Here is a 25,447-nt window from a genome sequence, read left to right as displayed (position 1 = left end):
GCAACTCCTCAGTTTGATAACTGATACAATTGTTTCAACTGTAACTCCCAAACCAACTACGAACAAAGGATCTTTTCCACATCTGCTCATCCTTTTGTAAACAAATATTAATTTCGCCAGCCGTATCAAGTTTGGGGGATTTAGGGGGCAATGGGTAAGTTGTGTACTATCAACAACTGATAACTGAGAGGCTTTAGCAGTTAAGGCTGATCTAGCTTCAGCAATAACTTGGTCGATATCAGCACCAGCCGCAGCTTGGACAACCGCTGCGATCGCACCTTCCACTAATGGCGCTTCGCACAATCTTACCTTGGGTTTCTGCTCTTCATCCAGAAACTCCAGTGCCATTTCCGCACTGAGCACTGCACTGCCTAGATCCATTAATACCACTACCCCAGCATCGGAGTAAACCGACTCAATGGCGGCTTGGACTTGCAGCACATCGGTACCAAAGGGATTTTCTGGGTCATCCATACCAGCTGCGATCGCAATTGGTACGGAGGTCTGAACCATCTGTTCAGCTAATTCCTTGACCCCAGCTGCTAGCTTAGCACTGTGGGAGATAATCACAATTCCAATCATAAGGTATATAAACACCTTTGTATTTGAGTTGTGAACATACTCCCAAAGGCAAGAGGCAAGAGGCAAGAGGCAAAAGGGAAGGCATTGCTGATTAATAGAATGATGGAAAGTAACTGAGGAGTACGCAAATAATCCTAATGGCTGGTGTTATTATGCCCGGTGTTTGTTTGACAGGGGTGAAAATCAGGGAGCGGCTGAAGCTATTCAGAAAGCTGATCATCTATGCTCGAATAATTGGCTAGTTTATGGGGCCTTATATAAGATTTTGAACAAGTCACCCCTTATCCCTTTCTTAGCAAGAAAGGGATAAATAACCTGAGGGGGGATATTCTTGTTATTATAAACCTATCTACAGCGTTTTGTATAACTAAAATGACACCATCATCTTCCCATCACACTGTAAGGCGAGGACGGGTTTTTCCGGAGAAACGACTGTCTCCTGAAGAAAAAGCCAGAATTAAAGCAGAAGATGCAGTGTTTTATAAGCGTTGTCGAGAGGTCTTTGAGCGAGTACAACCAGAATTGATTCAAGAGCATTATGATTGGTTTATTATTATTGAACCTGATAGTGGGGAGTATTTTATCGATGAAGATAAAAAGGTAGCACTTTCCAAATCCCGTTCTAAACATCCAGGTAAAAAGTGTATTATTATGCAAATTAATGAAACGGGAACTTGTGGCAGAATATGATCCAAGGTGAATTTAATAGTCGAGGGGAGTTATTTTTTGAAATTGGCTTGATGTCTGCTGATGGGGAGGTTTTTCCCGTTATGGCACTGTTAGATACAGGGTTTACAGGTTGGTTAGCTATTGATAATCAAGATGCTGAGAGTTTAGGGTGGGTGCGTAATAATGAACCACAGGATATGCAAACAGCCCAGGGAGAAGCACGGTTTAATTTATATGAGGGAAAGGTGGTTATTGAGGAAGAGGAGTTTACGGTTGAAGTGTTAGGAGGAGATGAACTGGTAAATAGTCTTTTAGGTGTTTTGTGGTTACGAACAAAGCGTTTGGTTGTGGATTTTCCCATGGGAGTGTTAACCCTAGGATAAGCGATTGGCCTATGGCCACGCTACGCGAACACACCTGACAAGATAAGCGATCGCACTTGGTTAACGCACCCGACAAGATAGGCGATCGCACTGGTTTAACACCAGTCGTCGCTGTTACCCTCCGACTCCTGGTCACTTGCGCCATCTGGCGATTATGGATTTCTTGTTGGAGGATTTTGAGACAATTCCTAAACCGTTATTGGAGCGATTGTTATCGAAGGAGGTCAGAATGTAGAATTTATAATGAAGAATTTATAATGAAGAATTTATAATGAAGAATTTATAATGTAGAATTTATAATGAAGAATTTATAATGTAGAATGAAGAATTTATAATGTAGAATGAAGAATTTATAATGTAGAATGAAGAATTTATAATGTAGAATGAAGAATGTAGAATTAAAAATGGTGAAGGCAGAATGGTGAAGGCAGAAGGCAGAAGCCAGAAGCCAGAAGCCAGAAGCCAGAATTATAAATTCCCAATTCTTAATTCTTAATTCTTAATTCTTAATTCTCAATTCTTAATTCTCAATTCTTAATTCTTAATTCTTAATTCTCTGCGCCACTCTGCTGCTTTTCGATCCATCTCTTTGATGAACCCATCTTTTCCATCCATATAGGCTTCAATATTGTATGGATATTTATTAGCAAGTTTTCGCTTAAGTTCACCGTATTTATGGGCATCCTTAGGATGGGCAATCATATAATCTCGAAAGGCTAAGTGACGCTCTACCTGTAGCGAATTAAGCTCAAACATATGAACATGATGTGTTCTGATTCCTATTTGATTATGTTTGCGGAAATAACGACGACCTGGTATGCCGTATTCACCCATTCCTTCATAGCCTATTGTGTCCATCCCTGAACTATTTTCATCTACTTTGGTAATGTCTTTGACTTCAAGCAAAATATCAATAATCGGTTTAGCGTCTAGTTCTGGAATAGATGTACTCCCAATATGGTGTACAGCAACTAAGTTGTCGCCGACGGCAAGGGCAATCTGCTTTGATTCATGCTCAAATTCCTCTCGCCACTTCGGGTCATGGGGAACAACTTCTACTTTGATTGACATAACTACAGCAGTTTTAAATTGGGTGAGGTACTTACTAGGAGTGGGTTTTAGGGAGCAGGGAGCAGGGAGTAGGGAGGAGTAGTAACAAACCAGAAATTAAAGAAATCCAACGATTTGCCCAACTGGGTGACCTGTTCAGTATGGTTTTAATAGACTGAGCCTTGGCTAGGTCTAGACTACCTAATTAGATATCAGTAATTTTCCATAACGATGTCACAACCGACTATAGAATCAATCCTTCAAGAAGAACGGCTGTTCCCGCCACCGGCTGACTTTTGCGAGAATGCCCAGATTAAGAGCATGGCGGAGTATCAGCAACTTTATGAACAAGCCAAAGCTGACCCCGAAGGGTTTTGGGCCCAGCTTGCAGACCAAGAACTAGACTGGTTTCAAAAGTGGGATACCGTATTAGATTGGCAACCTCCCTTTGCCAAATGGTTTGTTGGTGGAAAGATTAATATTTCTTACAACTGTCTTGACAGACACCTCACTACCTGGCGTCGGAATAAAGCTGCCCTGATTTGGGAAGGGGAACCGGGAGACTCCCGCACCCTAACCTATGCCCAGTTACACCGGGAAGTTTGCCAGATGGCAAATGTGATCAAACAACTGGGAGTGAAAAAAGGCGATCGCGTTGGCATTTATATGCCCATGATTCCCGAAGCTGCTATTGCCATGCTGGCCTGTGCTAGAATTGGTGCTCCCCACACGGTTGTTTTTGGTGGCTTTAGTGCTGAAGCCCTCAAAGACCGACTGGTAGATGCTCAAGCTAAATTAGTAATTACTGCTGATGGGGGCTGGCGCAAAGACAAGATTGTTCCTCTCAAGATCCAAGTTGATAAAGCCTTAGAGAATAATGGCGCACCTACAGTAGAAAACGTCCTAGTGGTAGAACGCACCAAGCAAGGGATTGACATGGAACCAGAACGAGACCACTGGTGGCATGACTTGCAACCGGGAGCATCTGCGGATTGTCCAGCGGAACCCATGGATAGTGAAGATATGCTCTTCATTCTCTACACTAGCGGTACCACAGGTAAACCGAAAGGGGTTGTTCACACTACTGGTGGCTATAACCTCTACACCCACATGACTACCAAGTGGACCTTTGACCTCAAAGAGACCGATGTCTACTGGTGTACTGCTGATGTCGGCTGGATTACCGGACACAGTTACATTGTCTATGGTCCATTGTCCAATGGTGCTACTAGCCTCATGTACGAAGGGGCTCCCCGTCCTTCCAATCCCGGTTGCTTGTGGGATGTAGTAGAAAAATATGGAGTCACTATCTTCTACACTGCTCCCACTGCTATTCGTGCCTTTATTAAGATGGGAGACCAGCATCCCAACGCCCGTGATTTATCGTCCCTACGTATCCTAGGAACTGTTGGTGAACCGATTAACCCAGAAGCCTGGATGTGGTACCATCGGGTGATTGGGGGAGAACGTTGTCCCATTGTCGATACGTGGTGGCAAACGGAAACCGGTGGCTTCATGCTCACCCCCTTACCTGGTGCTACTCCCACTAAACCCGGTTCCGCTACCTTCCCCTTCCCAGGCATTATTGCTGATATTGTAGATTTAGACGGCAATTCAGTTGGGGATAATGACGGTGGTTATTTAGTTATCAAACATCCTTGGCCAAGTATGATCCGTACTGTCTATGGGGATGATGACCGTTTCCGCCGCACCTATTGGGAACACATTCAACCAAAAGATGGGCAATACTTCTATTTTGCTGGAGATGGTGCCAGAAAAGACCCCAATGGCTATTTCTGGGTTATGGGTCGTGTCGATGATGTGTTGAATATCTCTGGTCACCGCTTAGGAACCATGGAAGTAGAGTCAGCACTGGTTTCTCATCCTTCTGTAGCTGAAGCCGCTGTAGTCGGTAAACCTGATGAGGTAAAAGGGGAAGATGTCTTTGCCTTTGTGACCTTAGAAGGCAGTTATAGCGCTAGTGACGAACTCAAGCAAGAACTAAAGCAGCACGTGGTCAAAGAAATTGGTGCGATCGCACGTCCTGGTGACATTCGCTTTACTGATGCTTTGCCCAAGACTCGTTCCGGAAAAATTATGCGACGGCTATTGCGATCGCTAGCTGCAGGTCAAGAGGTTGCTGGAGATACGTCCACTTTAGAAGACCGCAGTGTTTTGGATAAGTTACGGGAAGAGGCTTGAAAACCAGGCTTCACGTAAATAGTCAGCTATCAGCCATCAGCTTATGGGTTACCTCACAGGCTAGAAGCCTGTGCCACGCTACTTGAGGTGCTTTTGAATCAAATTAGCTGACGGCTGACGGCTGACTGCTGAATGCTTACACTTACTCTTTTACAATAATCGGAATCATGGCTGTCTTGTGTTGAAAGTATAAGCATTCAGTAGGTGGATAAACTTTGAAGATGATGATACCTTTAATATCCTTTTCTGGAACACCTGCTTCAAGAAGATAAGGAACTTGAGTTTCATTGAAAAGAGCTTCCCAGGAATCGTATCTATTCTTGAGAACTCCTGTTGACGTCAAATTACAATAGCTTAAAATTCCACCCTTCTTAAGCAGGGGATAAACCTTTTTGATAAATGGAAATTGGTGGGTGTGTTGTTCATCTGCATTCAAAGGATAAGTATCATAGAAAATACCATCAAATGATTGATCACTAAATGATTCTAATACATCACATGCTAAGCCCAAGATAGGGGTTACTTTATTAACTGCACTGTTTTGGAAATCAATCAATCGTTTAAAAACATCGTCATTGGCTTCTATAATCACATGTTCTTCTGGAGCATAAGACTGAATAGCATGAGCCGATATTCCCAAGCCAAAGCCACATTCTAAGATCCGACCACCATGGCGAGTGACTAACGCCGCAAAAGCCCCCATATAAGGGGTTTCCCAACGTTCCATAACCGGATGTCCTTCGATCACCAATTTTTCATCGGTTAGGACTTCTTTTTGAGCAGACCATCGTTGGGGATCCGCGCTTGTTTTTAACCCTTGATAACCGCTTTCAAAATTCATAGTCTTGACGTCTTGACACTCTTAACTGGTAATTACTATTGTTAGTTTCTAACCACAAAGCGGTTGATAGTTTAAATTTGTAAAATAATCTTCACACTCACCTTTTCGGCGAATGTCCCAAGTTGCACAATGAAAAGACCCCCCAAATTCAAAGACATGTCTAAAGGGTAAAGGAAAAACCTCAAATCCATGCTTATCCAACAATTCTTGGAGAGGTTTTTCTCTTTCCTCACAGATAACCTTTGTCGGTGATATACTCAGAACATTCATTGACAACCACTTACTGGACTGGCAAAACATTGGCATTTCATCATTCGAGCAAGTGGGTTGAGGAACTGTGATAAACTCCCAGCCATTGTCTTTAAATATCTTCTCCTCCTCTTCCCGTATAGGTCTTTCAGGGTTTGTCAAAATAAGACCTGGTCGCAAAGGAACAAACGTACAGTCAATGTGTGAGGGGAAAAAATCAAGGGGAAAATGAACAGGGTGAACCCGAAATCCTCTTGGTTCTAGGTGCTTTTTTAACCACCGAATTCCTGTTCTATTTGTTGTCATCGATTCCTGAACTAATATATCCTTTCCTAATCGGCTACAGTCAGCCGCATCAAAAATAACTTCATCTTGTGTAATACAAAACTCAAAATCATGCATACGCTTAAATCTTTCTTCTAAAGACAGCTCCCAGAAATTCTCTAGATACATACTATCCTGCATAGTCGGTTTAGGCGCAGCATTCCAAATCATATGGTCGTCTTTATTCCAATATTCATAGACTAATTTCCGGTAAGGTAAGTATTCAAAAAATCTTGCTCTCTTCGACATAGTCGCTTCCAGGATTTCATTACCAAAGGTAATCATGACATCCCGAGGACAGACTGCACAGTATTGATTTGCCACTTCAAAGTAAGGGGTTTTTATAGATTTAGTTAAATCAATTTTTTCTGGTCTTATTACTATCACATTGTGGTCTTTTAATAAATAAGCCAGTCCATTTAATTCCTCATTAGCTTTTTCAAGGACTTTAGGGTCTTTAGGTCCACTGGGGAAAGGAATGATTTCCGCTAAATTCTGATCTCTTAATTTCGGATGATTCCCTGGTTCTTTTGGTTCAAAGCTAGCGTAGTCTGCAATTCCTACCACCATTTCTTCCAATTCATCCCATTCATTCCAGGAATTAACAATTTTTTCGGACATTTCTGATCTCCTTATCTATAACGTACTAGCTAAATTTTGGGCGTTGCCTAAATGCGGGATAATTTTAATAGTTTTGTAGAATGGGCATCTTGCCCGTTCCGAATGGGCAAGATGCCCGTTCCAATCTGTGGAATAGGCATCTTGCCCGTTCCAATCTGTGAAATGGGCATCTTGCTGGTTCCAATCTGTGGAATGGGCATCTTGCCAGTTTCAATCTGTGGAACTGGCATCTTGCCTGTTCCAATCTGTGGAATGGGCATCTTGCCCGTTCCACCCAGCAGGTCAAACAGATTTTAGGAGATGCACCCCTTAAAAACACAGCTGATGCTGTTATCACCGTTTAAATGCATAACAGCTGACAGAGTTTCCCTTCACGGAAAAAATCAAATTGAGTATAAGTAGAGTATCCTACAAATACAGAATCCAATTTTTATCATTCATCATTGACAACAACTGTCTTTCAAAAGAAAGACAGGTTAAATCATATCATTACAAATTTGCACTTTTTTATTAAAGTTACATTTATTTACAAATTCTTAAATCTACATCTATATATAATTATAATTCTATTATAATTATATATAGTTAACCAATACCATAAGTAGTAAACTTGATCCGATATCACTAGTATTTTTGTTGATAATTGACAGTTGCTTGACTGTCAACTCCGCTATAACAATCGCAAAAACTTGTTCACATATTTTATTGTGGTTAGATAAATTTTTTATACAAAGACTTGACAAAATTTCGGTTTATATAAACTCAAATCGCAGCACTCTAACCCAACATAAATAACAGTAAGCATATGCGCTACTTGAGGTGCTACTTGAGGTGCCGTCAGCTATCAGCTTACACAAGACTTAGGCAGCCAATCTATATGTAGGCTGTCTAAGTCCTGTTCAAATCGGAAAGATTAATCAGGAAATTTGTCTTTTAAAGCTTGATCAAACCCTTTATCAAACGTTTGTATATTAGATCTAAAGAAGCCAAAATCTAAAACTATTCTCCAAAATCCTTTCCTGTTGCTTGTTGCCTGTTGCCTGTTTGCTATTTCTCCAAAACTTTTACTTCTAGATAAAGATAAAGGAGCTACAATCCGTAACACTTTCTCCAATAGCGAAGGAAAGAAACGCTGACACCATATAGCTAAATGACTTTGCCATCCCACTAAAATTTCCGATGAGTTCTTCTCCAGTTTGGCGACTAGCACCTTAGCGACTTGTTGAGGAGTCATCGGCAACACCCAGCGAAACAACTGTAATCCTCGCGCCATATCAGTATCTGTTAACGATGGCAGTAAAGCCATTACCCGGATATTTTGTGGCGCTAACTCTCCCCGTAACGCTTGGGTAAAACCAACAATTCCAAATTTGGTAGCGGAATAGCTTGCCATCGTCGGTGCTGCCACCTTACCCATCAAACTAGAAACATTGACAATAGTGCCTTCACGTCGTGCTGCCATGCGTCGCCCAATTAGACGAGTCATTGTGTACATACCCATTAAATTCGTGGCGATTTCTTCCTGTAAGTTTTGCAGTTTGGATTCTAGAAAAGGAGCTTGATGAGCAACGCCAGCACAGTTAACTAACAAATCAATTGGTCCGTAACTTCGCCAAGCTCGTGCGATCGCAATATTGACTCCTACTATTTGGGTTAGATCTAAGACAAGCGTCACAACTAGTACCCCTTGTCGTTCAATCTCAGCCGCCACTTCTATTAAACGTTGGCGATTTCGCGCCACCAACAGTAAGCGTCTTATTCCTTGTTGGGCTAATTCCAGAGCGATCGCTCTGCCAATACCACGAGAGGCTCCGGTAACCAGAGCCGTTTTTCCCTGAATCTTCATGTGCTATAATACCTATAGTTGAAAACAAACAAGCATCGGATGCGTCGCTAAACCCACTCAGACTCAAATTAGTCGCAGTGAAGTTAGTGACACTGAAGCTATTGACAGTGAAATCTTGCTCCCACGCAAGGGTTATCCGTAGGCAGTTCAAAATTGGTAAAGACTACCTACAAATAATTGATGGCAACAGCCTTATCCCCGACCCTAGCTATCGGACTATTGGCTAAGGGAGTCAAAGCAGCGGCAATTTGCCATTCAATCTGGTGGATAACTGGTTAAGATATTTCTCCCCGGTTTGTTGCGGAAACTTGGTAGGAATCAGTGGCAGAAATATCCTTCAAATCATTTTGGCATCACTTAATCAATCCGTAGCCAGAATCGGTGTTGATGTAGAGCATGGTTGGTACCCTCCTTGAAATGAGTATTTACCAGTAACTAAGCCATAAGCCTACACTAACAACACCAACTCTCAACTGCAACATATATTAACATAAACCTATTGTTTTTTACATTTATATACGAAAAATTCATACATCAATTAGGATGAAGCATTTAGTCAATATTGTTTGAACCCCTTACCAAATCTAGGATTGAGTCGTTTACTTCCTAAATTTTGTTTTTTTGTTCAACAATAAAAAATATGAGAAAATTAACAAAGTGTTCAGGTATATTGAAAAATTCCGCTCATCCTAGACTTGGCTAGTCGTGGCATGAGCGGGTCATTTGGTTCAAGTAGATTAAAAATATCCGCTCATCCTAGACCTGGCTAGTCGTGGCATGAGCGGGTCATTTTCCAATCAGTATCAAATAACTAGTAAGTACACAAGTACAACAATTACACACAACTGTGAATGCCGATAGAGGGAAGAGTTGCCAAAATGAACTCACCCCCCACCGAGAATAGCATTACACAGTAGCATGACACAGTAGCATTACACAGTAGCATTACACAGTCATGATGTCTTTTTCTTTAGCCGCGAACACTTCATCAACTTTTTTTGTGTATTTATTCGTCAACTTCTGAATCTCGTCCTGCAAATCCCGTGACTCATCCTCAGAGATTTCCTTATTTTTTTCCTCTTTTCGGACAGAGTCAACGGCATCACGACGGATATTGCGAATCGATACTCGACCTTCCTCCGCAAACTTACTTGCCATTTTGACAAATTCTTTACGGCGCTCGCTAGTCAGTGGAGGAATATTTAACCGCACTACTTCACCATTGTTGTTCGGAGGCAAATCCAGATCCGAAAGAGTAATTGCTTTCTCGATCTGGTTCAGCATACTTTTGTCGTAAGGTTGGATGGTGATTGTACTAGCGTCTGGCGTGTTGATATTAGCCAAAGATTTCAGGGGGGTTGGGGTACCATAGTACTCAACCATCACCCGATCCAATAGACTAGTACTGGCGCGACCAGTCCTAATGGTATTGAACGCCCGTTGAGTGGCCTCAACAGCTTTCTGCATACTGGTTTCGACATCAGCTAATTGCACAGGAACCTCCCACTATTGTTCCAACAGTTTCTCCCATAACAGCGCGGTGAATATTACCCCGCACCCTTAGATCAAATACCATAATTGGGAGGTTATTCTCTTTACATAATGCGATCGCAGTACTATCCATCACCCGCAAATCCTGACTTAGGACATGGCTGTAAGTCAGGCTCTGATACCGTCGGGCATTAGGATTCAGGTTAGGATCACAATCATAAATACCATCAACTTTAGTTGCCTTAAATATTACCTCAGCATCGATTTCTGCCGCTCGTAAAGCAGCGGTGGTGTCAGTGGTAAAAAAGGGATTACCACTACCTGCCCCAAAAATGACCACTCGTCCCTTTTCCAGGTGGCGAATGGCACGACGCCTGATATAGGGTTCTGCCACTTCCTGCATTTCGATTGCAGTTTGCACCCGTGTCGGGATATCGTTTCGTTCTAGAGCATCTTGCAAAGTCAAGGCATTCATCACTGTCGCAATCATACCGATATAATCAGCAGTTGCCCGATCCATCCCCCCCGCTGCAGCTTTGAGTCCGCGAAAGATATTGCCACCACCGACAACGATTGCCATTTGAACACCTTCATTCAAAACGGCAGCGACTTCAGCTGCTATTTCCTGAACCACTTCCGGTGAGATGCCGTAGCCCAAATTGCCCATCAAGGCTTCACCGCTCAATTTTAGTAAAACCCTTTGGTATTTTATCCCCATGCCACGACTCTTTGTTATGAAATTGTTATCCACATCAAGATAACAGTCAAATTTGCCATTCGTCATGGGTCATAGCTGATCGCTGATCGCTGATCGCTCATTTTTAATCCCAGCTTAAAGATTATCGCCACTGAATAGGACTACCAGTTACCTTAGTTGATTGTGGTGAAATGTCTTGCCCTGCTAAAAGAGACGCGATCGCACTGTGTAAGTAATGGGCTTGTACTGCGTCACCATCTTCTGGATTATCATCAATCGAACGATTATAGCATACAATTCCCTTATTGTCAATCAAAAATGCCTCAGTGGTTTTCTGGGCACCAAAGCTGTGAGCTACATCTTGAGTTGGATCCCAAAGGTAAGGAAAATTCAATTGCTGATCTTGGCAGAACTGCTTCATCTCCTCAAAACTCTCTGCGGGGTACTGATAAACATCATTGGCATTAATGCCCACTAGGGTAAAACCTTGATGTTCAAACTGGTCTTGAATGTGTTTGAGTCTTGGGATGTAGCAATTGACATAGGGGCAGTTGTTGCCTAAGAAAATAACTCCCACTCCTGAGAAACGTTCTAAGTAACGGCAGAGATGGTGAACCTGCTCATCAGTTCCCGGCAATTCAAAATCCGGAGCATAACTGCCAATGGTGATGATGATGTTTTCTATAGTCATGGGTGATGGGTCATGGGTGATGGGTCATGGGTCAACCCCCTTTAGCATGGAAGCTTTGCTGAAGGGGAGATGATGCGATCGCCAATTAGCTCATAGACGAATTTAGCATCAAGGGTAAATTTCCCGACCCAATTCTACATCGAGCCTATTGACCTGCTCAGAATCTAAAAGAGCTTCTGGAGCATTTTGGCAACCTCTACCATAGGTTGTCGTGGCTGAATAGGCAATCCGTAAAATCACCACTCCTGCAGCTGACGATTTACCAGAGTTAGCCGAGTTTGTTACACAATGTAAAGGTAAATATGGCATAACTTGGGATTTTTTGAGCATGTCCTCCTCTTTCACAGCCCCAATCAGGGATCAGATTGAAACAAAAACCTGGATGTGGCAGGGCTTTTCGATTGGGTATAAAGCTTACGGTAATTCTGGACCAGCTGTGGTGATGGTGCATGGCTTTGGGGCATCTTCCGGACATTGGCGCAAGACCTTGCCAGTGTTGGGGGAAAACTGCCGATGTTATGCCATTGATTTGATTGGCTTTGGGGCTTCAGCTAAACCGACTCCTGGTATAGAGATAGACTATACCTTTGAAACCTGGGGGCAACAAATTGCGGATTTCTGTCGGGAGGTGGTTGGTGGTCCGGCATTTTTAGTCGGAAACTCTATCGGCTGTATTGCCCTAATGCAAACCGCTGTAGATAATCCAGAGCTAGCCAAAGGAGTCGCCCTGCTCAACTTTTCTCTACGACTACTCCATGAGCGTAAACGGGCTGAACTCCCTTGGTATCAGCGTCTTGGCGCACCAGTACTTCAACGATTTTTAAGGATTAAGTGGGTTGGCCAGTATTTTTTTAGTCAGCTGGCTAAGCCTAAAGTAGTGCGTAATATTCTGTTGCAAGCCTACTGCCGTCCAGAAGCTGTCACTGATGAACTGGTTGATCTAATCATGGCACCAGCAGCTGATCCCGGTGCAGCTGATGTGTTTATTGCCTTTACTAGCTATTCTCAAGGACCACTACCAGAAGACCTGATCCCAATTTTGCCTTGTCCTGCCATCATACTATGGGGCACCGAAGACCCTTGGGAACCCATTGACTTAGGACGAGAATTAGCGAAATTCCCCACTGTAGAAAAGTTTATTCCTTTAGAAGGTTTGGGCCATTGTCCCCAAGATGAAGCACCAGAGATAGTCAACCCGATTTTGCTCAATTGGATTGGGGGAAATCCGGTTTAAAGTTACCCAGTTGAAGGTTACACAGTTGAAGGTTGAAGGTTACACAGTTGAAGGTTGAAGGTTAGTGGGTTGAAGGTTAGTGGGTTGAAGGTTGAAGGTTAGTGGGTTGAAGGTTGAAGGTTAGTGGGTTGAAGGTTGAAGGTTAGTGGGTTGAAGGTTGAAAGTTTAAGGTTGTTCGCGTAGCGTGGCCTTTTGGCCAAGGTTGAAGGTTAGTGGGTTGAAGGTTGTTCGCGTAGCGTGGCCTTTTGGCCAAGGTTGTTCGCGTAGCGTGGCCTTTTGGCCAAGGTTGTTCGCGTAGCGTGGCCTTTTGGCCAAGGTTGAAAGTTGTTCGCGTAGCGTGGCCTTTCAACCTTCAACCTGTTAACCTTAAACCCTTTAACAACCTTCAACCTTCAACCGTCCTTGACTGCTACTAGCTCTAATTGATAGCGATAGAGAGCCACAGGTTTTTCCAAAGCTTTAAAGTAATCGGGGTCTTGTGGTGACAGATAAACTGCTGTGACTTGGTCAGCCTTAATAATTGGACTAGGTGATTTATAGAACTGATATGCTGTTGTGGTTTCTACTTCGTTGAAAAAAGGTCGGCGAGTACCGCGAAAGACTTGGTTGACAACTTCTGTGGCAATAAACTGATCCGGAGCTGGTATTTCAGAAGCGCGACCAGTAATCACTGAAACTAGTTGGCTCCCGGTGCGCAGAAGAGTAACTTGACGATTAGGGGAATTGGGGTCTACTTTGACAGCTCTAATTATGGGATCGCCTAGGTAAGCCCTAGCAATATTCAACCCATTGAACGCTCGGTCAGCAACCACGTCTTCAGCAACCACCTCTGAGGTAGGTTTTAATACTGATAGATTTTTTCTAGAACGTCTAGTTCTAAAGGGAATAAACCAATCCCCAAGTCCTGAGCTTGATTTCCCAACTTGTTGAAACCGCACCAGAAAACTAATGGGCTCCTTGAGATGACTGCGATTACCTTCAAATCCTGGGGTGACTATTTCTGGTGCTAGAGGTGCTATCTGCTCGATCAGAGTGCTGGTAACTTTCCAAGTCCCCTTGATCCAAGTGGGATATACCAAATCCCCCGTCGCCGCTGTTACTGGTGGTTTGCTTTTCCAATCGGGAAACTGACCTAAACGCTGAGCTAACTCTCCTGCCTGAGCCTCACCACCAACCAGGAGCAAGGTTAACACCAGACATAATCCCAAAATTCTTCTCACACCACAATTCCTCTCACCTTAGACTTGTAAGCTATCTTGCCGGTAAGGCAGGTCACCCCATCTAAGCGGTGAATCAAAGCAAGAGGGGAGTGCTGACCATTACCATTTTAACTTTGGGTGTCTGCGCTGTCGGTGTTTCCACTGAGATATCCTGTTATATATCCTTTAGCCTAATCCAGGGCTAACTGTCAACTAGAGTTCACTCTCGCGAGAACTGTCCAAAATCTGTAGAGTTCTTGATAATCGATGATTTTACTTACTTTTACTTCAATTACTGGTAATTAAAAATTAATCTTACCAGCTTACCATAGAAAGCTTGAAACTATGTGGCTATATCAAAAAGATTTAGTTAAGTTAATATAAATTAACCGGAACAAAGTTAATCAGTAATGTTAATAATAAAAGTGTATATATAATAAAAGTGTATATACTTATATCTTAATAAAGGCTTCAAGATTTCAGTTAAGGTCACCAGCCTGATGTTTACCAAACCCTGACTCATAGTACTATTCCCCTCAGTATTGTGATTCAGTGTGATTCAGTGTGATTCAGTGTGATTCACTCCTAAGCAGCTGATACCCCAGGGTGCATCTGACCTCAGCTTAAAAACAGACGTATTAGGAAATTGCTAATCTCATCCTGTAGTTGACTAATGCATTTTGGAATTCAGGATAGCCGATTAAAAACGATATTACCCATGAGCCAAATCAAATTAGCTGTGAGTCAAATCAGCCAGTCCCTGGCAGCCTTATCTTTGTTGGTAGCCCATATTGGTGTCATGCCAACTCAAGCCCAGCCCATTCAAGCCGATGGTAGCACTCAGACCCAAGTCACCCTCGATGGCAATCAATTTGACATTGATGGTGGCATCCGCTCTGAAGATAATCTCTTTCACAGCTTTCAGGAGTTTGGTCTAGACCAAGACCAAATTGCTAACTTCCTATCTCAACCGGATATACAAAACATTCTGAGTCGGGTCACCGGTGGTAATGCTTCTGTGATCAACGGTTTGATAAAAATCACAGGGGAGGGCAACCCTAGCCTGTTTTTAATGAACCCAGCAGGGATAATTTTTGGTGCTAATGCCCAGCTGAATGTCCCCGCTTCATTCACCGCAACTACGGCGACTAGGATTGGCTTTGGTGATGACAATTGGTTTAATGCCTTTAGTGCCAATGAGTACTCTACCTTAGTCGGTACACCCAGTGCCTTTGCGTTTGATACATCCGAGACACCGGGACTAATTTTTAATGAGGGTATAGAAATCCTAGAAGGAAATAACCTGACTTTAATCGGTGGTACTGTCATCAACACCAATCAACTGGAGCTTCCAGAAGGAACAATTACTATAGCTGCTGTGCCTGGGGAAAGTTTGGTAAAAATTAGCCAGCCAGGAAGTTTGCTGAATTTGGAAGTTGAACCCCTAACCTCAAATCCCTCCACACCAGAACAACCTTTTACACCGCTCTCTTTACCCAAGCTATTAACCGGGGATGGTGTCAGTCATGCCACAGAATTCACGGATAATGGTGATGACACCGTAACCTTGACTAGTTCTGGCATCACTATAGCGCCTGGGGATGTAACTGTTAAGGACCTAACAGCACCAAGGGCAATCCTGTCTGCTAATAATAACTTGACTCTCAAGGAAAGCCAGCTATCTAGCACCGGGGACTTAAGCCTATTGGCCAAGAATACGGTGCTGATCAGGGACACAACAGATAATTCCTTCCAAGCTGTAGCAGGAGGAAACCTCAAGATTCAGGGGGATGGGGGCATTGATATCCTAGCACTGAACAATCCCGACACCCGCTTCCAGAGTGGTGGCGACCTGAGCTTGGTCAGCGATGGCAAGATCTCTACAGATGCTCACTTTGCCAGTGGCGGTAATTTCTCAATTGAGAATTTAGCTGGTGAACCAGGTAACTTTGTTAGCCTCCAAGACCCAATTATCACTGCTGACGGGGATGTTACCTTTGGGAATTACACAGGGTCTTCTCTTAAAGTAGAGTCCACAGGCAATATTGAAGCTGGGAATATCAAGATCACTGCACCAGATACTGGGCTAGCAGATTTAGACTCAGATTCAGCTTCAGAGATTGGCCAATCAGATATTAATACTTTAAGAAGTAGTCGTGCTGTGATTTTGAGGGCAGGTTTGAATAAAGATGAATTGACCAATCAAGTTACGGACAATTCTGGAGATGCTTCATCCAATCAAGTTACGGACAATTCTGGAGACCCTCTATCCGGGAGGATCACTATTGGTAATATCGACACCAGTGTTAATACTAATGATGATGCTCCTGTAATTGAAGGTAATGCTGGTCCTGTAATCCTATCTGCTCAAGGTGACATTATTTTTCGCAATACTGAGGATTTGAGTTTTACCGAAATAAGAACCACAGAAAGAAATGGTAATAATTCTGGTAATGTATTTTTGGAAACTAAAAATGGCTCTATTAAGATAGAGGGAGAAAAACTCGATATCAACACTGAGGTTTCAGGGGGTGGTAATGCTGGTAAAGTAACGTTTCAGGTTCCAAATTTAGATAATATCGTAGATATTATCGACTCTGATAAGTTGAAGATCACGACAAGAGCTCGGGGTAATGGTAATGCTGGTGATGTAGAGTTTGTTAGTCAGGAAGAGTTCAGCCCAGAGCAGGAAATAAAAATAAGAGATCAAATCCCGGAAGATATAGATGTGCAGGCTTCCGTTGAAGAGAGGGATGGGAATTTGAATATTAGGCTTTCCCCCACAGATACTAATACAAAAGAGGAAACAAACCAACAAAACGACACAAACCAACAAAACGACACAAACCAACAAAACGACACAAACCAACAAAACGACACAAACCAACAAGAAGAAACAGACCTTATAGAAGAAACCGACCTTATAGACACTGGTGAAACCGACCTTATAGACACTGGTGAAACCGACCTTATAGACACTGGTGAAACCGACTCTGACTCTAACCTTAATGTTAGCTTGGGCGAAGGTGATGGAACTGTTAATGACAAACCCTCTGACACAAATAACTCCAACGATATAAACAGTGGTGACCAGACTCCCGGTTCCACCCCTGGCAAGACTATAAGTGACATGCAAGAGTCCTCTAGTTCTGAAGCTAGTAGCTCAGACCCTGGTAGTTCAGAATCTGGAACCCCTACTGCTTCATCTCAATCAAATTCCACAACTGAGGAGGTTTCACCTGAAACTGACCCAGTTTATTTAATTGAAGAAGCCTTCACCAAAGAATATCAGTCACACTTTCAGCGACAGTTCAAGACGAAAATCAACACTCAGAATGATGTCCGCAATCGGACTCGGGAGCTTGAGAGGGAGACAGGGCTAAAGACTGCGGTGATTTACGTCAGTTTTGTCGAAAACTCTAGTACCTTACCAGGCACTCGATGTCAAAGTCCCTCAATCCCTGTTTCCAAAATCGACCGACGGTTTGGTTACCGACTCTCTGAGGTGCCTCAAGCACCAGAGCGTTGCTTACCAAAACCAAACGACCAGCTGGAACTTTTGGTGATCACCGCTGAAGGTAATCCAATTCTGCGGCGAATCAATGGTGCCAGTCGTGATCAAGTCCTAGCTGTGACTAATAGATTTCAGCGATCGCTTAGCAATCCCGACAGCTTGGATGCCAAAGCCCACCATTACCCAGCTGAGCAAATTTATCAATGGATCATAGGGCCCTTGGAGAAGGACTTAAATAACCGCAAGATTCAGAGCCTAATATTTGCTATGGATGAGGGTTTGCGCTCCCTACCTATAGCAGCTATCTACGATGGGCAACAATATCTGGTTGAGAAATATGGTGTTAACTTGGTGCCTAGTCTGAGCTTAACCTATTCTCGTCACACAGATGTGAGACCCTTCCGGGTTCTGGCAATGGGAGCATCGAAATTTCCTTATCAACAGCCTTTGCCTGGGGTAGAAGTGGAGTTAACCACCATCACTGAAAAACTGTGGAAAGGTCGCTCTTTTCTCAACGAAGCCTTTACTCTGGACAATTTAAGGGCTCAACGACAACAGCAGCAATATGGGATCATTCACCTAGCCACCCATGCAGAGTTCAACTCGGGAACTCCTAACGATTCCTACATTCAGATGTGGAACTACAAACTAAGGCTGTATGAAATGCAAAATCTGCTTTATGAGCCATCGGTAGAGTTGTTGGTACTCAGTGCTTGTCGAACTGCTTTGGGCAATCGAGAAGCGGAGTTGGGTTTTGCTGGGTCAGCCTTTCAGGCAGGAGTTGACTCGACTTTGGCAACCCTTTGGTATGTCAGTGATCAAGGTGCTCTGGGGCTGACTACTGAGTTTTACCGTCAGTTGAGAAAGACATCGAGTAAAAGTGAAGCTTTGCGACAGGCACAGTTAGCGATGATTCAAGGCAATGTGCGTATCGAGAATAATCAGTTATATGGCTCGGGCAAGAACATCTCGTTACCGCCAGAATTGTCAGGAGCAGGAAAACAAAGCTTTTCTCATCCCTACTATTGGGCTGCTTTTACCCTAGTTGGAGATCCGTAGTGAATACCAATTATTCACTGCTCATAATTTTGATAAGCAGTAACAATCCTCTGAACGAGGGGATTACGGACAACATCCTTATTGGTGAGTTCGCAGAAAGCAATACCTTCTACAGATCTTAAGATTTTTAGGGTTATCGCTAATCCTGAGGGTTGGTTGCTAGATAAATCGGTCTGGGTCAGATCACCAGTCACTACCATCCGAGAACGTGAACCCAAACGAGTCAAAACCATCTTCATCTGGGCTGGTGTGGTATTCTGAGCTTCATCAATAATCACGAAGGCATTATTGAGGGTGCGACCTCGCATATACGCTAGGGGAGCCACTTCAATAATGCCCCGTTCCATTAAATTGGCAGTCTTCTCTGTATCAATCAGTTCATGGAGAGCATCATAGAGGGGGCGCAAATAGGGATTAATTTTCTGCTGCAAGTCTCCTGGTAAAAAGCCAAGTTTTTCACCAGCTTCTACCGCTGGTCGTGTCAGAATCAGCCGTTCATATTGATTATTTAGTAACGCCTGAGCGGCTATTACCACAGCTAGGAAAGTTTTGCCAGTGCCTGCTGGTCCCACACAGAAGGTGAGGTCATGGCTTAGTACAGCTTTGATATACTGCCGTTGCCGGAAGGTTTTAGCTCGGATTACCTCACCCCGGCGAGTATGAGCCAGCACATCTTGATGTAAATCTTGTAATTCATCCTGTCGCTTAGTATCTAAGGCATGAATTGCAGTTTGGATGTCTACTCCTGTAATCCTTTTACCTTCGATCCAATAAATTTTAAGCGATCGCACTAGGGATGATACCCGCTCGACCTGTTTCTCGGTGCCAGAAATCAATAACTCTTGCCCTCGCAGCACCAGATGCGCACCGGTTTGCCGTGATAGGGTTTTCAGGTTTTCTTCCTGGTCTCCAACCAAGGCGATTGCACTTTCTGGGCTGGGTAGCTCAATTGTTTTGGATACTTCACTCAAGGTTTATCAACTACAGGCTTGCTGTCTCAACTATCGAAGTTAACTGGTAACTTAAAGTAACTTAATAGACAACTCAATCTACCAATCTTGACCAATCTTCAAGGTTTCCTGCCATTGGTAATGAGAGGTACAGCAGCCGGATGTTCTTCACCCCCTTTTCTCCATTGTCCTCTCATTACCCAAACCTTCAAAACTATTGCAATAGAGAACTTAGGAGGGAAATCTTGGAGTTACTCTAGGTCTGGCAACTCGGCGAGGTAAATTTCTTCTGACAATGGTTCTACGACTAGGGCCATTGTCTCGACGAGGGCTACTACCTGAGCCTGAGCCTTCATAGATATCCAAATAAACAGTTTGGCCAGCAGCTTGGGCTGCTGCTTTAATTACTGTCCGAATCGCTTGAATATTGCGACCACCCCGACCGAAAACTCGCCCTTTATCCTCTCCATTAAAAGCTAGTCGAATCCAGACACGCTCTTTCCCATTTGATTTCTCACAGTCTACGCTGAGGGAGTCTGGTGATTCCAAGAACGGCTCGATTAAAAATCTCACCAGTGCTGAATAATCTGGGTCATCATCTCTAACAGAAGCAGATAGGATTTCAGGTACGGATTTGTTCAAAAACATTAGCTTTTTGCAAGATATTACGCACGGTTTGTGTTGGCTGAGCTCCATTTTTGAGCCACTTCACTATTGCTGGTACATTCAGCCTCGTTTCATCATTTCTTGGATTATAGAATCCCAGTTCTTCTAGAGGACGCCCATCACGGCGTGCACTGCTGGGAATTGCCACTATTCGATAGCTTACTTCACGCTTTTTGCCGAATCGTTTTAATCTGATTTTGATCATTGTACCTAATTAATTCACCTGTTTGATTTTAAGCGATCTTTGGGGGTTTGAAAGTGAACAGGTTGAATTGTGAAGATTGTAACTGACTCAGCAGGCAAGCCGCTACCTGTTCACAATCTTCTCAGCTACCCTACTGCGCACGCCTCAGGGAACGGGCTAACCTTCAGGCTAACCTTCTTCTGTGTCACCTTTTACCGCGTTACCTTCTACCAGCTAACCTACCCTATGGGAACGCCAAAGGCGAACAACAGGCTAACCTACCCTACACCGAACGCCAAAGGCGAACAACAGGCTAACCTTCAGCGTAACCTTGGCCAAAAGGCCACGCTACGCGAACAACTTTCTAACCTTGGCCAAAAGGCCACGCTACGCGAACAACCTTCTAACCTTCTACTGGCTAAGCTTCTACTGGCTAACCTTCTACTATAATTGCCCAAATCCCTTCTTCTTCTTAGCTTTTTTCTTTTTCTTGCCAGAGCCACTACCACGCCAACCAGGTAGATTACGAGGATTTCCACCACCCATACCACCTAACATACCACCTAACCCCCCCATGGCTGGCATCTGACCTTGACCCATTTGCTGCATAAGCGATCGCATTCTGGTAAATTCACTCACCAGACCCCTGACGTCTTTTTCCGTATGACCAGAACCTTGGGCAATGCGGCGGCGGCGGCTCGGAGAGCTAGCTAATAAATCTGGGTTACGACGCTCCTCGGAGGTCATGGAGCTAATCATAGCTTCGGACTGCTTGAGCTTGGTTTCCCCTTGTTGAAGTTGAGAAGAACTGAGTTTGCCCATGCCTGGAACCAGTTTCATCAAACCACCAAGGGAGCCCATGTTCTTTAACAGGCGCATCTGCTTCAAGAAATCGCTGAAGTCAAATTTGGCTTCCAGCATTTTCTGTTGCATCTGTTCAGCATCAGCGATGTCAATCTCTTCCTGGGCTTTCTCAACCAAGGTGAGTACATCCCCCATACCCAGAATCCGGGATGCCATGCGGTCAGGATAAAATGGTTGTAGTGCCTCGACCTTTTCCCCAACCCCAACAAATTTAATCGGCTGACCTGAAATTTGCCTGACTGAAAGGGCTGCACCACCACGACTATCCCCATCAAGTTTGGAGAGAATTGCCCCAGTAATGCCGATTTGCTCATGGAAGGTGCGGGTCAGGGTTGCTGCTTCCTGACCAGTCATGGCATCCACCACTAGTAGGGTATCGTGGGGTTGGACGGTTTCTTTGATGCGGGAGAGTTCTCCCATCATGTCTTGGTCGATTTGCAGTCGTCCCGCTGTATCGATAATTACCGTATCGATAGCCATTGCTTTTGCCCGTTCTACCCCTTGACGAGCAATCTCTACTGGGTCAGCTTCTGTACCTAACTCAAACACCGGTACATCAATTTGTTGACCGAGGGTGACTAATTGATCAATGGCTGCGGGTCGATACACGTCTGTAGCCACTAGCAAACAGCTACGTTCTTGCTTACGCAGATGTAAAGCGAGTTTTGCACTAGCCGTAGTTTTACCAGTACCTTGTAGACCAGCCATTAGCACAACGGTTGGTGGGGTGTCTGCTTGGGCTAGGGGAACATTAGTTTCCCCCATCACTTGCACCAGTTCGTCGTAGACTATTTTGATGAACTGCTGGTCAGGGCGAACACCTGATATGACTTCACTGCCTTGTGCTTTCGCTTCTACTCCAGCAACGAAATCTTTGACTACTTGTAGGTTGACGTCTGCTGATAAGAGGGCGCGACGCACTTCTTTTAGGGCGTCTTGGATGTTAGAACTAGAGATCTTGTCCTGACCCCGTAGTTTTTTCCAAGCATCTTCTAAGCGTTCGGCGAGAGCATCAAACATACGTCAATTGTCAATTGTGATGGTTTTGTTTTTATGGTTACTTTACTGAGTCGCCAGAGTTTTGATATACCACACCTCTTAGCTACACACCTTACTAGCATAGCGCTTTTGGGGATTTTAGTTCAATCTGGTTGGTAAGCATTTAGCCCTGGGCTATTCGTGAAATTTCTTGAAATGGTTAAAATCAAGGCATGACTTAAGAGCTACTGCGGAATTCGGTGAGCGTGAATCAACTGTCTGTGCAAAAGATCAGGGCTAGTTTTTCTGTATGCCAGCTACCACCACCATTAAAACCGCCAGATCTATTGCGGGTAATTGTTCCAAGTGGAACCTTGCGTGAGGTTGATGCTTTCAATCGGGGGATTGAGATTTGGCGATCCCGTGGCTACCATGTTCAATTACCACAGAACTGGAACGCTAGGGAAGGTTACCTAGCTGGGACTGATAGTCAGCGACGCCAACAGTTGCTCGAAGCGTGTCTTGACCCCAAATGTCGCGGCATTCTCTGTGCTAGAGGAGGTTATGGTAGCGCTAGACTTCTGGAAGACTGGACATGGCCAGAAGAGTTGAAGGTTGGCAAGTTGAAGGTTGAAGGTTCTCAAGACAACTTGGAACCAGATAACCTTGGCCAAAAGGCCACGCTACGCGAACAACCTGTAACCTCGACCAACCTGCAACCTTCAACAAACCAACCTGTAACCTCGACCAACCTGCAACCTTCAACAAACCAACCTGTAACCTCTGCTTTGAAGTGGTTGATTGGTTTTTCTGATATTACAGCTTTACTGTGGAGTCTTGGTCAGATAGGGGTTTCCGGTGTTCATGGTCCGTTACTGACTACTATTGCTGGTGAACCGGAATGGTCACTCAATCGGTTGTTTGATTGGGTGGAAGGACGACCCATAGCACCATTAAAAGGGGTTGGTTGGGGAGGTGGTAAGGTTTCTGGTGTGTTGCTACCGGCTAATCTTACGGTCGCTACTCATCTGCTGGGTACACCCCTACAACCTTCATTATCAGGAGTTATTCTTGCTCTAGAAGATGTCACTGAGGCTCCCTACCGCATTGACCGGATGTTGACTCAGTGGCGCATGAGTGGTGCAATGGCCGGGGTGAAAGGTATTGCCTTAGGGCGGTTTAGCCGTTGTGCTCCTCCCAAGGATGTTCCTAGCTGGAGTGTGGAGGAAGTGTTGCGCGATCGCATTTGGGATCTGGGTATACCGGTTGTCTCTGACTTGCCTTTCGGTCACGATGGGGTTAACGCTGCCCTTCCTGTGGGACAGCTGGTTGAACTAGATGCTGAGGCCGGGACCTTGAGTTGGGTTGGAGGTTAGCAGGTTAGCAGGTTGAAAGTTGGCAGGTTGAAAGTTGGCAGGTTGTTGGCTTAGCGTGGCCTTTTGGCCAAGGTTAGCCAGTTAGCAGGTTAGCCAGTTAGCAGGTTAGCCAGTTAGCAGGTTAGCAGGTTGTTCGCGTAGCGTGGCCTATTGGCCAAGCTGGAAAGTTTGTTATTCCCTTTGTTTCCATCTCCTTTTAACCTTCGCGTAGCGTGGCCTTTAGGCCAAGGCACCGTCTTAGAATGTAACTTATTATTAATACTTTTTTAATCTTCTCAAATCAGGAGAGTAAACGGAATACCAGCATGATAAGCTGACAAATACACTTAAAAAAGTATAATAGGATAGATGCCATATGGCTGGGTCAACCCAGGTTCCTTATTTGTTGAGGGCGGCTCGTGGTGAGGAGTTAGAGCGCCCCCCTGTGTGGATGATGCGACAGGCAGGTCGTTATATGAAGGTTTATCGCGATTTACGGGATAAGTATCCAAGTTTTCGCGAGCGCTCCGAAAATCCAGACATAGCGATTGAGATTTCTCTACAACCCTGGAAAGCGTTTAAACCAGATGGAGTGATTTTGTTCTCTGATATTCTAACTCCATTGCCAGGGATTGGTATCGAGTTTGATATTGTCGAAAGTAAAGGGCCAATCATTAACCAACCGATTCGTACCCAGGAACAAATTGACCAGCTACATCTGTTGGATTTAGAGAAATTTGGGTTTATCCGGGAAATTTTGAAGGCGCTACGGGACGAAGTCGGCAATAAAGCAGCAGTGCTAGGTTTTGTCGGTGCTCCCTGGACTTTGGGCGCTTATGCCATTGAGGGTAAAAGTTCTAAAAATTACTCCATCATTAAAGGGATGGCCTTCTCACAACCAGCTATGCTACACCAATTCTTGGGTAAGCTAGCTGATGCGATCGCTATCTATGTCCGTTACCAAATCAATAGCGGTGCTCAGGTAATACAAATGTTTGACTCTTGGGCAGGTGAACTGAGTCCCCAAGACTACGAAACCTTTGCCTTACCCTATCAGCAGCGAGTAGTACAGCAGGTTAAAGCAACTCACCCAGATACCCCCTTCATTCTCTATATCAGTGGTAGCGCTGGAGTGCTTGAACGCATGGGACAGTCCGGGGTTGATATGGTCAGCGTAGACTGGACCGTAGACATGGCAGAAGCTAGAAAAAGATTGGGTCCTGATATGAAAGTTCAGGGCAATATCGACCCAGGAGTGCTCTTTGGGTCACAAGCTTTTATTCGCGATCGCATTGTCGATACTATTCGCAAAGCTGGCCACAAAGGTCATATCTTAAATCTCGGTCATGGTGTTTTACCCGGCACTCCAGAAGATAATGTTAGATTCTTCTTTGAAACTGCCAAAAAGGCAGATAAATTAATGGCTGTTCATGCATAATAGTAGATAACACAAGAGGAAGTAGAGAATCGATAACCAGATTCTGTCCCATTTTCTCCCTCTAGCAGTCATAGGTTTGGGTATCGCTAGTCCCCCCTAGGGTATCCTTCGGTCAGAGTTGGACCGGGCTTTCAAGGTGCAGACGTTTACTTGTCCACGTAGCCCCTCCACTAAATGGAATCCTCGCTTCAGTCTCATCCCCTTGAAGGGGATGAGATTAACAACCTTATACAACTATCTTGAGAGTGCAGATACTTGATTAGACGACTAAGGATAGAATCCTTCAAGATGCATCACCACAACAATAAAGGAAGTGTTATTCACTCGATCAAAACCTTCTTGTACCCCTAGAAGTAGTTG

At 44.2% G+C, this 25,447-nt stretch carries 24 protein-coding genes; 8 read left to right on the top strand and 16 right to left on the bottom strand.

What is annotated here, in order from left to right:
• A partial coding sequence (dhaM, locus tag F6K53_RS20010) for a dihydroxyacetone kinase phosphoryl donor subunit DhaM (RefSeq protein ID WP_293072837.1) occupies nucleotides 1–582 on the bottom strand: 582 nt, incomplete at its 3' end.
• 372 nt (nucleotides 583–954) lie between these two features.
• On the opposite strand from dhaM, the gene F6K53_RS20005 reads away from it, so the two are divergent.
• Entirely contained in the window at nucleotides 955–1,272 is a 318-nt protein-coding gene (locus F6K53_RS20005; RefSeq protein ID WP_293020832.1) for a hypothetical protein, read from the top strand.
• The gene (locus F6K53_RS20000) at nucleotides 1,269–1,634 is read left to right on the top strand and encodes an aspartyl protease (protein ID WP_293020831.1); all 366 of its coding nucleotides are present in this window, start codon (nucleotides 1,269–1,271) and stop codon (nucleotides 1,632–1,634) included. The genes F6K53_RS20005 and F6K53_RS20000 overlap by 4 nt, the downstream gene beginning before the upstream one ends.
• Nucleotides 1,635–2,168: 534 nt before the next feature.
• On the opposite strand, the gene F6K53_RS19995 is transcribed toward F6K53_RS20000, so the two are convergent.
• Nucleotides 2,169–2,705: a GrpB family protein gene (locus F6K53_RS19995; protein WP_293072833.1), complete on the bottom strand. Its 537-nt coding sequence runs from the start codon at nucleotides 2,703–2,705 to the stop codon at nucleotides 2,169–2,171.
• 210 nt (nucleotides 2,706–2,915) lie between these two features.
• On the opposite strand from F6K53_RS19995, the gene acs reads away from it, so the two are divergent.
• Nucleotides 2,916–4,886, top strand: a complete 1,971-nt coding sequence (gene acs, locus F6K53_RS19990; protein WP_293072830.1) for an acetate--CoA ligase — start codon at nucleotides 2,916–2,918, stop codon at nucleotides 4,884–4,886.
• Nucleotides 4,887–5,028: 142 nt separating this feature from the next.
• Here acs and F6K53_RS19985 read toward each other — a convergent pair whose 3' ends face one another.
• From F6K53_RS19985 to F6K53_RS19950, 8 genes are all read right to left on the bottom strand, one after another.
• Entirely contained in the window at nucleotides 5,029–5,727 is a 699-nt protein-coding gene (locus tag F6K53_RS19985) for a class I SAM-dependent methyltransferase (RefSeq protein ID WP_293081798.1), read from the bottom strand.
• A 48-nt stretch (nucleotides 5,728–5,775) separates the two neighbouring features.
• Nucleotides 5,776–6,921: a glycine amidinotransferase gene (locus F6K53_RS19980; RefSeq protein WP_293081795.1), complete on the bottom strand. Its 1,146-nt coding sequence runs from the start codon at nucleotides 6,919–6,921 to the stop codon at nucleotides 5,776–5,778.
• Between the two features lie 47 nt (nucleotides 6,922–6,968).
• Nucleotides 6,969–7,181 (bottom strand): hypothetical protein, encoded by a 213-nt coding sequence (locus tag F6K53_RS19975; protein ID WP_293081793.1) that lies wholly within the window; start codon nucleotides 7,179–7,181, stop codon nucleotides 6,969–6,971.
• A 653-nt stretch (nucleotides 7,182–7,834) separates the two neighbouring features.
• Entirely contained in the window at nucleotides 7,835–8,767 is a 933-nt protein-coding gene (locus F6K53_RS19970; RefSeq protein ID WP_293081790.1) for an SDR family NAD(P)-dependent oxidoreductase, read from the bottom strand.
• A gap of 945 nt (nucleotides 8,768–9,712) precedes the next feature.
• On the bottom strand, nucleotides 9,713–10,261 hold the full coding sequence (frr, locus tag F6K53_RS19965; RefSeq protein ID WP_293075019.1) for a ribosome recycling factor: 549 nt from the start codon (nucleotides 10,259–10,261) through the stop codon (nucleotides 9,713–9,715).
• Complete coding sequence (pyrH, locus tag F6K53_RS19960) at nucleotides 10,248–10,976, bottom strand: UMP kinase (RefSeq protein ID WP_293075022.1); 729 nt, start codon at nucleotides 10,974–10,976, stop codon at nucleotides 10,248–10,250. The genes frr and pyrH overlap by 14 nt, the downstream gene beginning before the upstream one ends.
• 121 nt (nucleotides 10,977–11,097) lie before the next feature.
• Nucleotides 11,098–11,646: a thioredoxin family protein gene (locus F6K53_RS19955; protein ID WP_293075016.1), complete on the bottom strand. Its 549-nt coding sequence runs from the start codon at nucleotides 11,644–11,646 to the stop codon at nucleotides 11,098–11,100.
• A 108-nt stretch (nucleotides 11,647–11,754) separates the two neighbouring features.
• Nucleotides 11,755–11,976, bottom strand: a complete 222-nt coding sequence (locus F6K53_RS19950) for a hypothetical protein (protein WP_293020823.1) — start codon at nucleotides 11,974–11,976, stop codon at nucleotides 11,755–11,757.
• Between F6K53_RS19950 and F6K53_RS19945 the strand changes: the two genes are divergently transcribed.
• Entirely contained in the window at nucleotides 11,975–12,880 is a 906-nt protein-coding gene (locus tag F6K53_RS19945) for an alpha/beta fold hydrolase (protein WP_293081787.1), read from the top strand. The two genes, F6K53_RS19950 and F6K53_RS19945, sit on opposite strands and share 2 nt — an antisense overlap.
• Nucleotides 12,881–13,089: 209 nt before the next feature.
• On the opposite strand, the gene F6K53_RS19940 is transcribed toward F6K53_RS19945, so the two are convergent.
• Nucleotides 13,090–13,269 (bottom strand): hypothetical protein, encoded by a 180-nt coding sequence (locus F6K53_RS19940; protein WP_293068086.1) that lies wholly within the window; start codon nucleotides 13,267–13,269, stop codon nucleotides 13,090–13,092.
• 3 nt (nucleotides 13,270–13,272) lie between these two features.
• Nucleotides 13,273–14,100, bottom strand: coding sequence for a DUF6816 family protein (locus F6K53_RS19935; RefSeq protein ID WP_293068089.1), 828 nt, complete (start codon nucleotides 14,098–14,100; stop codon nucleotides 13,273–13,275).
• 697 nt (nucleotides 14,101–14,797) lie between these two features.
• Here F6K53_RS19935 and F6K53_RS19930 point away from each other — a divergent pair.
• Complete coding sequence (locus tag F6K53_RS19930; protein WP_293068092.1) at nucleotides 14,798–18,652, top strand: CHAT domain-containing protein; 3,855 nt, start codon at nucleotides 14,798–14,800, stop codon at nucleotides 18,650–18,652.
• 14 nt (nucleotides 18,653–18,666) lie between these two features.
• Here F6K53_RS19930 and F6K53_RS19925 read toward each other — a convergent pair whose 3' ends face one another.
• From F6K53_RS19925 to rpsP, 3 genes are all read right to left on the bottom strand, one after another.
• Nucleotides 18,667–19,623 (bottom strand): PhoH family protein, encoded by a 957-nt coding sequence (locus F6K53_RS19925; RefSeq protein WP_293068095.1) that lies wholly within the window; start codon nucleotides 19,621–19,623, stop codon nucleotides 18,667–18,669.
• Nucleotides 19,624–19,833: 210 nt separating this feature from the next.
• Nucleotides 19,834–20,250 carry a KH domain-containing protein gene (locus F6K53_RS19920; protein WP_075895580.1) on the bottom strand — a complete coding sequence of 139 codons (417 nt, stop codon included), beginning with the start codon at nucleotides 20,248–20,250 and terminating at the stop codon, nucleotides 19,834–19,836.
• Complete coding sequence (rpsP, locus tag F6K53_RS19915; protein ID WP_071102122.1) at nucleotides 20,225–20,473, bottom strand: 30S ribosomal protein S16; 249 nt, start codon at nucleotides 20,471–20,473, stop codon at nucleotides 20,225–20,227. The genes F6K53_RS19920 and rpsP overlap by 26 nt, the downstream gene beginning before the upstream one ends.
• Nucleotides 20,474–20,542: 69 nt before the next feature.
• Between rpsP and F6K53_RS19910 the strand changes: the two genes are divergently transcribed.
• A complete protein-coding gene (locus tag F6K53_RS19910; RefSeq protein ID WP_293068098.1) occupies nucleotides 20,543–20,902 on the top strand; it encodes a hypothetical protein in 360 nt (119 codons plus the stop codon).
• Here the strand turns inward: F6K53_RS19910 and ffh are convergent.
• Nucleotides 20,897–22,336 (bottom strand): signal recognition particle protein, encoded by a 1,440-nt coding sequence (gene ffh / locus F6K53_RS19905; protein WP_293068101.1) that lies wholly within the window; start codon nucleotides 22,334–22,336, stop codon nucleotides 20,897–20,899. The genes F6K53_RS19910 and ffh overlap by 6 nt on opposite strands.
• 248 nt (nucleotides 22,337–22,584) lie before the next feature.
• On the opposite strand from ffh, the gene F6K53_RS19900 reads away from it, so the two are divergent.
• Together F6K53_RS19900 and hemE are read left to right on the top strand one after the other, a co-directional pair.
• Nucleotides 22,585–23,670 (top strand): LD-carboxypeptidase, encoded by a 1,086-nt coding sequence (locus F6K53_RS19900; protein ID WP_366511357.1) that lies wholly within the window; start codon nucleotides 22,585–22,587, stop codon nucleotides 23,668–23,670.
• Nucleotides 23,671–24,025: 355 nt separating this feature from the next.
• Nucleotides 24,026–25,087, top strand: coding sequence for a uroporphyrinogen decarboxylase (gene hemE, locus F6K53_RS19895; protein WP_293068107.1), 1,062 nt, complete (start codon nucleotides 24,026–24,028; stop codon nucleotides 25,085–25,087).
• Nucleotides 25,088–25,447 lie beyond the last annotated feature (360 nt).

The organism is Moorena sp. SIO4A1 (genome assembly GCF_010672065.1).
Lineage (GTDB): Bacteria > Cyanobacteriota > Cyanobacteriia > Cyanobacteriales > Coleofasciculaceae > Moorena.
Note: the sequence above shows the minus strand (reverse complement) of the source record. Positions and strands in the feature narration are given on the sequence as shown.